This is a genomic window from Flavobacterium acetivorans, from assembly GCF_020911885.1.
Classification (GTDB): domain Bacteria; phylum Bacteroidota; class Bacteroidia; order Flavobacteriales; family Flavobacteriaceae; genus Flavobacterium; species Flavobacterium acetivorans.
Genome location: NZ_CP087132.1, coordinates 2,310,938 through 2,324,237, shown reverse-complemented (window position 1 = coordinate 2,324,237; position 13,300 = coordinate 2,310,938). Strand labels below are relative to the sequence as shown.

General features: G+C 34.5%; 7 protein-coding genes. 5 read left to right on the top strand and 2 right to left on the bottom strand.

The genetic code is table 11. From position 1 onward, the window contains the following. Window positions 1-16: 16 nt before the first annotated feature. Entirely contained in the window at window positions 17-2,932 is a 2,916-nt protein-coding gene (locus LNP19_RS10165; RefSeq protein ID WP_230061816.1) for an FAD-binding and (Fe-S)-binding domain-containing protein, read from the bottom strand. Window positions 2,933-3,271: 339 nt separating this feature from the next. Further along, window positions 3,272-4,021, bottom strand: a complete 750-nt coding sequence (locus LNP19_RS10160) for a DeoR/GlpR family DNA-binding transcription regulator (protein WP_230061815.1) — start codon at window positions 4,019-4,021, stop codon at window positions 3,272-3,274. Between the two features lie 238 nt (window positions 4,022-4,259). On the opposite strand from LNP19_RS10160, the gene LNP19_RS10155 reads away from it, so the two are divergent. The 5 genes from LNP19_RS10155 (at window position 4,260) to LNP19_RS10135 (ending at window position 13,228) form a co-directional block, all read left to right on the top strand. Then, window positions 4,260-7,526 (top strand): SusC/RagA family TonB-linked outer membrane protein, encoded by a 3,267-nt coding sequence (locus LNP19_RS10155; protein ID WP_230061814.1) that lies wholly within the window; start codon window positions 4,260-4,262, stop codon window positions 7,524-7,526. Window positions 7,527-7,556: 30 nt separating this feature from the next. Further along, a complete protein-coding gene (locus LNP19_RS10150) occupies window positions 7,557-9,287 on the top strand; it encodes a RagB/SusD family nutrient uptake outer membrane protein (RefSeq protein ID WP_230061813.1) in 1,731 nt (576 codons plus the stop codon). Between the two features lie 264 nt (window positions 9,288-9,551). Beyond that, on the top strand, window positions 9,552-10,757 hold the full coding sequence (locus LNP19_RS10145; protein WP_230061812.1) for an exo-beta-N-acetylmuramidase NamZ family protein: 1,206 nt from the start codon (window positions 9,552-9,554) through the stop codon (window positions 10,755-10,757). 72 nt (window positions 10,758-10,829) lie between these two features. Continuing rightward, entirely contained in the window at window positions 10,830-11,657 is an 828-nt protein-coding gene (gene murQ / locus LNP19_RS10140; protein ID WP_230061811.1) for an N-acetylmuramic acid 6-phosphate etherase, read from the top strand. A gap of 65 nt (window positions 11,658-11,722) precedes the next feature. After that, window positions 11,723-13,228, top strand: coding sequence for a sodium:solute symporter (locus LNP19_RS10135; protein WP_230061810.1), 1,506 nt, complete (start codon window positions 11,723-11,725; stop codon window positions 13,226-13,228). Window positions 13,229-13,300 lie beyond the last annotated feature (72 nt).

The following is a 13,300-nucleotide window of genomic DNA, read 5'->3' as shown; positions in this document are numbered from 1 at the left end:
CAAAAAATCGAGCGATTTATTTCAAACAATCTCTCAAAATGGTCACCGGATGCATGGCTTTTCTATTCGTTCCGTCAAAAATCTGATGACGGCAAGATGTTCCAGCAGCAGCAATCGCTGTTGTGGGCTCAGTTGTCCGGATTTTTGGAAACAAAGTATCTTCACCCATTTGCATACTGATTTCATAATGCTCTTTTTCATAACCGAAAGAACCCGCCATACCGCAACAACCTGAATTATATATGGTAACCACGCTGTTTTTGGGCAAATTCAACATGGCAAAAGAAGCTTCAATAGTACTCAATGACTTTTGATGGCAGTGCCCGTGAATTTTTATTGTTTTCTCCACATCCGAAAATTGTTCAGAATGAATTTTCCCTTTTGTTATTTCTCTTTTGAAAAATTCCTCGATAGTAAATGTATTTTTCGACAATTTTTCGGCACTCGCTTTGTCTTTTGCTAATCGAATGTATTCGTCTCTGAAAGTCAAAATCGCCGAAGGTTCAATTCCAATCAAAGGAGTATTTTCTGAAATTAAATCCTTAAAAATAGCCACATTTTTATTGGCAACAACTTGCGCTTCTTCCAGAAAACCTTTGGATATAAAAGCTCTTCCGCTTTCTTCATGATCTATTACAATCACTTCGTAACCTATTTTGGTTAATAATTCATAGGCATCAATACCAACTGAAACATCATAATAATTGGTAAATTCATCACAAAAAAGATAAACTTTTCCGTTTTCAAAAGAACTGCTTTCTGCTGCTTTTTTATTTTTTTCGTACCATTTTCTAAAAGTCGTTGGAGCCAATAAAGGAACTTGTCTTTTGGATGCTATTCCCATGCCTTTTTTAACCAAACCTAAATTGGCTACAAAATTAGTCATCGATGGTGCAATGCTTCCCAACTTATTGAGTTTAGAATTAAAAGCAAATATTTTGTTACGGATTGAAAAGCCGTTTGCTTTTTGATATTGGTACAAGAACTCCGATTTTAAAGTTGCTACATCCACATTACTCGGACATTCGCTGGCGCAGGCTTTACAGCTCACACACAATTCAAATACCTTATACAATTCTTCGTGATCGAATTTATTGTCTTTCTCAGAATGGGTCAAATATTCTCTAAGCGCATTAGCTCTGGCGCGAGTGGTATCTTTTTCGTTTCGCGTGGCACGATAACTCGGACACAAAGTTCCTCCAGCCGAAGGCAATTTCCTGCAATCACCGGAACCATTGCATTTCTCTGCAGCGCGTAAAATTCCCATACTATCAGAAAAATCTTGAATTGTTTTGATATCCGGTTCTACTCTTCCTGCTTCTACTCTAAGATTCTCGTCCATTTTGGAAGCATTTACAATTTTTCCAATGTTTAAAATGGCATTCGGATCAAAGGCATTTTTTATTCGTTTGAGCAATTCATAATTCTTATCTCCAATCATAAATGGCAAAAACTCGCCACGAACAATTCCGTCGCCGTGTTCCCCGCTTAGTGAACCTCTGTATTTTTTTACCAAAATAGCCACTTCGGTAGCAATGTTTCTAAATTGGTGCAATCCTTCTTTTGTTTTTAAATTCAGAACGGGCCTCAAATGCAATTCGCCGGCTCCGGCATGTGCATAATAAATAGCGCTTTGACCGTGACGCTCCATCATAGCCGAGAATTCGGCGATATAATTTGGTAAATCACTTAACTCAACTGCCGTATCTTCTATGGAATCGGCTGCTTTATCGTCTCCTACAATACTCCCTAAAAGTCCTAAACCTGCTTTTCGCAACTCGTTTATTTTATCAATATCGGCACCGTAAATTTTAGGTAAAGCATAACCAAAATTATTTTTTTCGAGATCTGCAATCAATTCATTGGCTTGTTCTTCGGCATCTTTCATACTATAATGTGAGGCTACTTCGAGCATAATAACCGCCTTAGGATCGCCTTGAATGAAAAACCTGTTTTTGGCCTGTTCTCTGTTGGTTTTGGTACAATTCAAAATCGTATCATCCATCATTTCACAGGTATACAAATGATGTTTCATTGCCGTCACAACAGCCTCCAAACTTTCTTGAATACTATGAAAATGCGCAACGACCATAACACTATTCGTTGGCGGAATCTTATCCACTTTCAAAGTGATTTCTGTCGTAAACGCCAAAGTTCCTTCACTTCCGCAAAGCAATTCACCTACATTTATTGTTTTTTCAGTTCCGGAAAAAAGCTCTGATTTCAACAATAAATCTACTGCATACCCTGTATTTCGTCTATGAATTTCGGGTTTCGGAAACTCTTTTACAATTTCCTTCTGGTTTTCTGTACTTGAAAGTTCCTCGTAAATTGTTTTGTAGATTTTACTTTCGAGTGAATCTCCTTTGGTCTTTTCTATAAATTCCTCCGAAGACATTTCATTAAATACAGCAATACTTCCGTCGCTTAAAACCGCTTTTATCTCCACAATTTTATCCCGCGTGACTCCATAACGAATCGATGTAGTACCCGAAGAGTTATTCCCAACCATACCGCCAATCATACATCTATTAGAAGTAGAAGTGTTTGGTCCAAAAAACAAGCCATGTGGTTTTAAAAATAAATTTAGTTCATCACGAATCACACCCGGTTGAACAGTAACGGTTTTATTTTTGGGGTCAAAAGACACAATCTTTGTAAAATATTTAGAGACATCCACAATTATCCCATTACCTACCGTTTGTCCTGCAAGAGAAGTTCCTGCCGTTCTAGGAGTAATTGAAATCTTATTTTGATTAGCGAAGCGAATAATTTTTACAATATCGTCTTCGGTTTTTGGAATCGCTACAGCAACTGGCTTAATTCTATAAGCCGAAGCATCAGTCGCATATATTGTAGTATAAAGTTCGTCATAGAAAAGTGTTCCTTCTAGCGAATCGGATAATTGTTGCAATTGGAGAGAGTGAGACATTTAGGTGGTTCTATTTTTTTTTATATAAAACATGAAAACAGTAAACATTCCTTTTTAATTAATCAAAGAAGCGTTTAGCTAATTTAAAAAACACATTTATATTTTGGGTTTATTCTTGGCTTGAATTAATAAAGCTTATTCAAAAGCAACAATTGACGAAGCTTGAGAGTATTATTTTTTTTAATCTAATTGATGATTTTTAAAAACTGAATTTCTGGATAAAGATCGTTTAACAAATATAAACAAAAAACGAAATAAATACATTTTTTTGCATTATTTAACATTTTACAAAACAACAAAATGCAAAATAACGCAAAAACAAATGTTTGTATACTAAAACTACAATATAAAAACTCCAGCTTTTCTATATTCCTCCAATCTAACATCTTCAGGTTCTAACTCAGTAACTATAGTATCTAACTGATTGAGTTCACAAACTACATGTGGCATTTTAGTGTTTAATTTATTCGAAGCAAACATCGAAACCACTTTATCAGAGGATTCTATCATTGCTTTTTTTACAATTGATACCTCATAACCAATCTCTGTCAAACCTTGTTTTATATTGATACTACTGGCGCCAATAAAACAAATATCAGCTTTAATCTTTGACAAAACCTGAATAACATCCATTCCAATTGTTACCATTGCATTTTTCTGCATTTTACCTCCTATAAATATCAAATCTATGTTCGGATGTTGCGATAATTGCATCGCGATTCGTAAACTATAGGTATAAATAGTCGCCTTCAAATCGGAAGGGATTAACTTTGCAAAAACCAAGTTAGTACTTCCCCCACTCATTATAATAACCTGTCCATCAGCCAGCAAAGACAATGCTTTTGAAACAATTTTTTTCTTTTCCTCCTCGGTTGAAATAACAATATCAAAGACGTCAACCGCTTTCTCTGCAATTTGTATCGCCCCTCCATATACTTTTTCAAGAAGCTTCTTGCGATCTAACTCATTCAGATCTCTTCTTATTGTATCTTCTGACAAATCTAAAGCCAAAGCCAAATCCGCTGTAACAACTTTTTCATCTTCAATAAGTTTAGTCATGATATACTTATGTCTTTCAGCTTTTAGCATTTTTTAAAAATTTAAATTCAGCACAAATATATCAAATAATTTAATTCAATTATAGAGAGAAATTTGCAAGAATTGGAAATATTTCAATATTCCATTCATATTTACTGCTCAAAAACAGTCTAAAATTGCGTTATTTTGCATTATTTGATTTGTTTTTTAAAAATAAATATCAAATATTGCATTTATATGCAATATTTAAATATATTTGCTAAATAACCATAAAAAAACCAAAATAATTATGAAGAAATCATTCCTTATTTCATTCTTGTTTTTGTTGGTCCAAACTACCTTTGCGCAAACAAAAACAATTACTGGAACTGTAAAAAATAAAGCTGACGGTATTCCTATCCCGGGAGCTACAGTTCTTATTAAAGGTACTACGACTAGTACCACTACCGATTTTGACGGGAAATTCGCAATTAGTGCAGCATCTTCAGATGTTCTTAGCTTTAGTTTTATTGGTTTTGAGACTAGAGAAGTAAAAATTGTAGCACAGCAAACAATTAATATTGAACTTTCGGAAAGCACTTTAAAACTGGACGAAGTAGTTGTTGTAGGATTTGCTTCTCAGAAAAAAGCAAACCTAACTGGTGCCGTAGCAAAAGTTGACGTAGAAAAAGCACTTGGAAGCAAACCAATAACGGATTTAAGCAAAGGACTTCAGGGTACTACTCCGGGATTGAACATCTCTTTTAATTCTGGAAACATTGGTAAAACATCCGATATAAATATACGTGGAGCAGGAACTATTATCAATGGTACCGTTACTGGTTCTCCTTTAGTATTGGTTGACGGAGTTCCATCAGATATGTCTCTTATTAATCCTGAAGATGTTGCTTCTATGTCGGTTCTTAAAGATGCTGCTTCAGCTTCTATTTATGGTGCTCGTGCAGCTTTTGGTGTAATATTAATTACGACTAAAAACGGTAAAGGTGCAAAAGGAAAAGTTAGATTTTCTTATAGCAACAATTATGGTTGGAGTAATCCTATTTCATTAGTAGGTTTTAATGATCCTACAGTTGAACTTCCTGCTATGATTGAGGCGCAGGCTCGTGCAGGAAATGCAAATCCAGAGTCTTTTGGTATGAATTACAAAACATTACTTCCAGGTATAATAAATTGGAAAGAAAAATATGCTTCATCTCGCAGTAGCAGCGATAAAAATATGATCTTAGGAGAAGATTTTGAAGTTATTGGAGGAAGAGAATATTTCTATAGAGTTTGGGATCCACATCAAGAAATGTTAAAGAAAAACTCGATCCAATCGTATCATAATTTTTCGGCACAAGGTTCTTTAGGTGATAAAAGTTCGTTTATAGTTTCCTTGGGGGTTTCTAACCAAGAAGGGGTTATGAATATTAATACGGAAAACAATGAAAGATTGAATTTGAATATGGGTATGAGCACTCAATTGACAGATTGGCTTTCAGGTGATTTCAAAATATTATCTTCTTTCCAAGAATATACATCTCCTTTTAACTACTATAACAGTGGACTAGATACTGCAGGAAACGGGTATTTTGGATACTATATGCGTTGGGGTTCTTATTTCCCTTATGGAACTTATAACGGAACATCTTTCCGCCATGCAGCAGGTTATATGACTAATTCATCTTCAAATAAAAGATTGACAAACGACACGCGTATCAATGCAAAATTGACAGCACAAATCACTAAAGATTTTAACATAATTGGTGAATATAGTGTCAACAATAATTTCTTTAGCAATAAAATGAATGGTGGACAAATTCCATTGTGGGATTGGTGGACAAATGCATCTGATTTAGTTTCCGGAAAACCTACAATGATGCAATCAGGTGATGATTTTGTAGCTCAATCTAAATCATCATACACAACAAACGTTGCTAATATATATGCTAATTACTCCAAAACAATCAATAGCATTCATAATATCAAAGCTTTAGGTGGTTTGAATACGGAATGGCAATCATTTGAGAGAACCTATGCCCGTAGAAACACACTTTTGGATAAAAACAAACCAGAATTCAACATGGCGATAGGCGATCAATTTACATCTCCTCTTACTTCAAATTCTACACTTAATCCTGGTTTATCTCAATATGCAATAGCTGGTTTCTTCGCTCGAGCAAATTATGATTACAACGGAATCTATTTATTGGAATTGAATGCGCGTTACGATGGATCTTCAAAATTCCCAACAAACGAACAATGGGGTTTTTTCCCATCAGCTTCTGTTGGATATAGAATTTCTAACGAAAAATTCATGGAAAGTACTCGTGACTGGTTGAATGATTTAAAAATACGTGGATCTATTGGATCTATAGGGAATCAAAATATTGCAAATAATGCCTTTTTACCTATTATGTCAAGCTCTAATCCATGGTGGTTAGGAAGCGGTTCTTCAATTCCTCCGTCAGTATCACAACCAAACAATGTTGATCCAAATTTAACATGGGAAAAAGTAACTACTCAAGATATTGGTTTGGATTTAAGAGTTTTCGACATGGTTGGATTAACATTTGATTATTACCAACGTGATACTAAGGGAATGTTATCTCCTGGTAAATCTCTTCCGGGTTCATTTGGCCAAGCTGCCGCAAATACAAACTCAGGAAATCTTAGAACAAGAGGTTGGGAATTAGGAATTAATTTCAATAAAGACATCAACAAAGACATTTCTGTTTATGCTGATTTGACTCTTTCAGACTATTCAACAGTTGTAACAGAATGGAATAATACCACTAAATTATTAGGTTCTTTTTATTCAGGTCAAAAAATTGGTGAAATCTGGGGATTAACAACCGATAGATTAATACAATCATCTGATATTGTTGATGCTTCAGGATTAATCATTAATGGGATCGATAATAAAGATGTTCGTACAGGAACTTTCAAATTTGGAGCTGGAGATGTTATGTATAGAGATTTAAATGGAGACGGAAAAATTTCAAGAGGAAAAGGAACTGCTAATGATTCAGGAGATTTAAGTGTTATAGGTAATACAACTCCTCGTTATCAATACGGTATTCGTCTTGGAGGAAAACTTTATGGATTTGATATCGATGCCTTCTTCCAAGGAGTTGGAGAGCGTCAGTACTGGGCTTCTTCTGATTTAGTATTGCCTTTCTATAACAGGACTGATGCCATGTATGCTCACATGAATGACTATTGGACATCTGAAAACACAGATGCTTATTATCCAAACCCTTATCCAAATCATGCAACAAATGCTTTTGGAGCCTATGCACCAGGATCAAACAACTTTGTGGCACAATCTCGATATTTACTTAACATGTCTTACCTAAGATTAAAGAGTGTAACTGTAGGTTATACCCTTCCTAAAAGCCTTTCTCAAAAAATAGGAGTAGATAAAATCAGACCGTATGTATCAGGATTAAACTTATTAACGTTTAAAAACAGTAAACTACCTGTTGACCCAGAAATTAATGATACTGAAGCAGCATGGGGTAGAACTTTCCCATATTCTAAAACATGGTCTGTGGGTATTCAAGTTGCATTTTAAATATTAATTAAAATTAAAAAATCAATTAAAATGAAAAAAATAATAAAAAACACTAAGATAAAGTCATCGCTAGTTGTTCTTTTTGCGGCCGCGCTGTCTTTTAGTTGTTCCGATTTTTTGGACACACCTCCTAAAGATATATTTACAGATGCTAATTTTTGGACATCCGAAAATAATGTAAAAACATATTCGTGGTTAAATTATGATACCTTTTTTGCGTATGGAAATAACTCAGGAACAACTGCCGATTTCTATTTTCAAACTTCATCAAATTTTGACGACAATTTGTGTTGGAGAGATTTCACAACTTTTAACACAACCGCTAATGCCACAAATGCAAGTTGGAATGAATATTATACATTAATTCGCCGTTGTAATTTAATGTTGGAAAGAGTTCCTAAAGTTCCGATGGATGAGACCAAGAAAAACCATTATTTGGGTGTTGCCAAGTTTTTCAGAGCTTTTACCCATTTCCGTTTGGCTCAACAATTTGGGGATGTTCCATATACAGATATGTATTTAACGCAAAACGATCCTAATGTTTATAAGCCAGCTCTAGCAAGAGGTGAAGTTATAGACAATGTGATCAAAGATCTTGAAGAGGCAATTGCTTTGCTTTTACCGGTTGATGATCAAAACGTAACCGTAAATAAATATACTGCTTATGCCTTATTGAGTAGAGTATGTCTTTACGAAGGGACAAATAGAAAATACAATCTTGCACAAAGCGGCAACGAATATCTTCAAAAAGCAAAAACAGCTTCATTGGCAGTTATGAGTAATTCTGCTTATAAATTGAATGCAGATTGGAAATCACTTTACAATTCTGTTGAATTATTAGGAAATACCGAGACAATATTAGCAAAAAGATATATCAGAGGTGTTTTATCTAACTCAATTCAAGCTTACACAAACACTTCAACCGTACAAAGTGGATTATCAAAATTTGCAGCCGAGAGTTATGTTACAACTAACGGATTACCAATTAAACAAGTTGGCGGAAACAGCCAATACCTAGGAGATGATAATATTTCAAATGTTTTTGCAAATAGAGATCCTCGTTTTGCAAAAGCTTTCAGCAATGTTGACTATGCTTATTCTGACAAACCCCTTAATGGATTGACTTCTATAACAGGATATGTTTTTCAATTGTACAATAACCCTAGTACATCAGGCACAGAGGTAACAACAATAGGACAAAATCATATAGATACTCCTATATTTACACTTAGTGAAGTGTATTTGAATTATGCCGAAGCTTGTGCTGAACTTGGTACCGCTACAAATGCAGACCTTGATTTATCAATCAATAAAGTACGTACTCGTGCGGGAATTGCAAATCTAACGACTGATGGTACAAATGCTTCTGCAAATGGAGTACAAATTAATGATCCACAACGAACATCTGCTTTAGAACAAATTTCTGGTGTTGTAAGTCCACTAATTTGGGAAATCCGTCGTGAACGCAGAATGGAATTTATGAGCTGGACAACTCTTAGAAAAGCCGATATTTTACGTTGGAAAAAAGGAGATTATCTTGATGGTACTAAAAACCCAGATGCTTTATTAGGAGCAAGAATTCCTGCATTAATTGGAACTAATTCAAAAACAAAAGTAGATGCAAATGGTTACGTAATACCTTATACTGTTACGAGAACCTTTATCTCACCAAAACATTATTTGACAGCTATTCCTACAAATGACATCAATTTGTATTTAGCCGAAGGTGTCGAATTAAAACAAAACCCAGGTTGGAATTAAGAGTTTCCTAAAACTCTGATTACTGATAAAATAACAAACTACCTCTGGTGCAATCCAGAGGTAGTATTTTAAAATCCCTTTTTCATTCGAAACTGAGCTTCGATGAATTAAACTACGGGATTTAATGCGATCTGATTCATTCAGACAAACTCTTCTACAGTAATTCAAATTAATAATAATCTAGAAAAAACTGAAAATATTAAATAAAAACACCAACTTTATTTAATCCATTTCATGATTCTAACTATTAAACTCTGATTTAAAATGATGCAATTCATAAAAAAAAGTGCCCTTCTTGCATTTTCTATATTTTCAATCGCTACTTATTCTAATACATTTCAGGCAATTGCAAAAAATAATACGCCAGAAAATAATACCACAGCAATTAAGACCGGTGCCGATAATTATGAAAAATACCTGCCTTTGTTAAAAAATAAAAAAATAGGAATCGTTACCAATCAAACAGGGATTTTGTCTGACAATACACATTTGGTCGATTTCTTATTGGATAAAAAAATTACTATTCAAACTATTTTTGCTCCTGAACACGGTTTTAGAGGAACTGCAGATGCAGGCGAACATGTAGTTGATGGAAAAGATCCCAAAACCGGACTTTCAATCATTTCGCTTTATGGAGACAATAAAAAACCAAAACCAACACAATTAGAAGGAATTGACATCATGTTATTTGATTTGCAAGATGTTGGAGCCCGTTTTTACACCTATATTTCCTCTTTGCATTATGTCATGGAAGCTTGTGCCGAAAATGGAATTCCGCTTGTAATTCTTGACAGGCCAAATCCAAATGGAAGTATTATTGATGGTCCTCTTTTGGAAAAAGAATTTACCAGTTTTGTAGGAATGCACCCTATTCCGGTGCTTCACGGAATGACAATTGGAGAATATGCTAAAATGATTAATGGAGAAAAATGGCTCAAAAATGCAGTACAATGCACGCTGACCGTTATTCCTTGTGTTGACTATAATCGAAAAATGGAATACAGTTTACCTGTAAAACCGTCTCCAAATTTACCCAACGATCAATCCATCAATTTGTACGCGAGTTTGTGCTTTTTTGAAGGTACCAATGTAAGTATGGGGCGCGGTACTGAAAAGCAGTTCCAAATTTATGGTTCCCCTTTTCTAGCTAAAGAAAACTTCAATTACCGTTTTACTCCAAAACCAAATTTTGGTGCAAAAGATCCAACTTATAATGGCAAAGAATGTATTGGTGAAGATTTAACAACTTACCCAAAACTAAAGCGATTAGAACTAAAATGGCTAATTAAAGCCTATCAAAACACCAGCGACAAAACTAAATTCTTCAATCCTTTTTTCACAAAACTGGCTGGAACAAAAAAATTACAGCAACAAATTGAAAGTGGAACTTCGGAAAATAAAATAAGAAAAAGTTGGCAGAAAGATTTGACTTCTTTCAAAAAAATGAGAGTGAAATATCTAATCTACTAAATCAATGCTTACTCATTCGCTAAATAAGTCTAAAAAAAACATCTCTAATAAGTTAAAAATTCAAAAATAAAAATGGCAAAATTCAATCCCGATACAGAACAAGAGTCTCTATATTCGAACTTAGATAAAATGAGTACTACTGAGTTACTGTCTAATATAAATAATGAGGATAAAAAAGTAGCAGATGTAATTGAAAAACAAATTCCCCATATTGAAAAACTAGTAGATATCATTGTTTCTAAAATGAAATTGGGCGGAAGATTATTTTATATCGGAGCGGGTACATCCGGGAGAATCGGTATTCTTGATGCTTCTGAATGTCCTCCTACTTTTGGAGTTCCGGATAATTGGATTATTGGCATCATAGCAGGTGGCGACTCAGCCATCAGAAAAGCAGTAGAAAATGCCGAGGATGATATTGATCAAGCTTGGAGAGATTTATCCGCCTATGAAATTTCGCCTTTAGATGTGGTTATAGGAATTGCAGCTTCGGGAAATACGCCTTATGTTATTGGCGGCTTAAAAAAAGCCCGAGAAAACAATATCGTTACCGGAAGCATTTCCTGCAATAGCGAAAGCCTGATTTCAAAAGAAGCCGATTATCCTATCGAATTGATTGTTGGCCCGGAATTCCTTACCGGAAGTACCAGAATGAAAGCAGGAACATCTCAAAAATTAGTCTTAAACATGATTTCAACATCGGTTATGATAAAACTGGGACGCATTTATGGAAACAAAATGATTGACATGCAGTTATCCAATAAAAAATTAGTTCAAAGAGGTGTCGAAATGATTGTAGAAGAACTCCATATTGATGAAAAATTGGCTTTTGATTTATTGAAAAAACACAAAAGTGTTAGAGCTGTTCTACTGGCCGAAAATAAAAATCTAGAAATTTAACAACCAAACTATTTAAACTCTTTTCATAGATTTATAAAAAAATAGAAAACCACTAAAGATATAAAATGACACCAAGTGCAATCCTAATCCTTATTATCGTTTATTTCGGAACATTGTTCTATATCTCGCATAGAGTCAGCCGAAAAGATGACGGAAACGAAGCTTTTTTTACAGCCAATAAGAATTCTAAATGGTATTTAGTTGCCTTTGGGATGATAGGAACCGCTCTTTCTGGGGTAACTTTTATATCGGTTCCGGGCGAAGTAGGCGCCGCAAGTGGCGAACAATTTAAATATTTCCAGTTTGTATTGGGTAATGCCATCGGTTTTATCATAATTACAAAATTATTATTACCGCTGTATTACAGAATGAATTTAACCTCTATTTATGGATATATCGAGCAGCGAATGGGGATCTTTAGCTATAAAACGGCGGCTTCTATTTTCCTGATCAGCAGGACTGTGAGCTCTGCATTCCGACTCTATTTAGTGGTTATTGTATTACAGCGTTTTGTTTTTGATTATTACAACATTCCGTTTGCAATCACTGTATTAATCTCCTTGCTTCTCATTTTTTCTTATACCTACAGAGGCGGACTCAAAACAATTATTATAACGGATACTTTACAGACATTTTTCTTGGTTACTTCGGTTTTCCTGACGATCTATTTTATTTGCGACAGTATGGATTTAAGTGCTATTGGCGCATTTGAAGAAGTAAAAAACAGCAATTATTCAAAAATATTTTTCTTTGATGATTTTCTGGGAAGCAAATTTCATTTTGTAAAACAAATATTAGGAGGAATGTTTGTGACCATTGCAATGACGGGGCTCGACCAAGATTTGATGCAAAAAAACCTGAGCTGTAAAAACATTGGCGAAGCACAAAAAAACATGTTTACCTTTACGGGAATCTTCGTGCTTATCAATATTTTTTTCTTGAGCGTAGGAGCACTTCTTTATATTTATGCCAACAAAAACGGTATCGCAATCCCGGTTGATTCAATTACAGGCAAGCCAAGAACCGATTTACTTTTTCCTGAAATTGCATTAAATCATCTATCTATAATTCCGGCAATTATATTCTTATTGGGAATTATTGCAGCAACTTTTGCCACCACAGATTCAGCATTAACGGCATTAACAACTTCTTTCTGTGTGGATTTTTTAGGTATGGACAAAGCCGAGAACAATAAGAAAAACTCAGTGCGCCTAAGACATTTTGTTCATCTCGCTTTTTCGGCCTTAATCTTCTTTGTAATACTTATTTTTAATTCCATCAATGATAGCTCTGTAGTTGGGATGATATTCAAGGTTGCCTCTTATACTTACGGTCCTTTATTAGGATTGTATGCCTTTGGTTTATTCCAAAAATCAAGAAACGTAAATGATAAACTGGTTCCATTCCTATGCCTATTATCTCCTTTTTTGACCTATCTTATAAATGAAAACTCAAAAATATTGTTTTCAGGATATGTCTTTGACAATGAATTAATAGTACTCAACGGACTGATAACTTATTTGGGATTGTACCTAACAAGTTCCCGCAGCAGTGAAAAAATAAGTTTTTAAACCCCATTAAAAACACTATAATTGACTAATTGATTGAGGTCCATCTGAATGAAAAATTGGAATTCAATTGCC

Bases quoted from the DNA above. Each gene is read 5' to 3' on its own strand.
- LNP19_RS10165 (WP_230061816.1), bottom strand. From the start codon at position 2,932: ATGTCTCACTCTCTCCAATTGCAACAATTATCCGATTCGCTAGAAGGA.
- LNP19_RS10155 (WP_230061814.1), top strand. From the start codon at position 4,260: ATGAAGAAATCATTCCTTATTTCATTCTTGTTTTTGTTGGTCCAAACT.
- murQ (WP_230061811.1), top strand. From the start codon at position 10,830: ATGGCAAAATTCAATCCCGATACAGAACAAGAGTCTCTATATTCGAAC.
- LNP19_RS10160 (WP_230061815.1), bottom strand. From the start codon at position 4,021: ATGCTAAAAGCTGAAAGACATAAGTATATCATGACTAAACTTATTGAA.
- LNP19_RS10150 (WP_230061813.1), top strand. From the start codon at position 7,557: ATGAAAAAAATAATAAAAAACACTAAGATAAAGTCATCGCTAGTTGTT.
- LNP19_RS10145 (WP_230061812.1), top strand. From the start codon at position 9,552: ATGATGCAATTCATAAAAAAAAGTGCCCTTCTTGCATTTTCTATATTT.
- LNP19_RS10135 (WP_230061810.1), top strand. From the start codon at position 11,723: ATGACACCAAGTGCAATCCTAATCCTTATTATCGTTTATTTCGGAACA.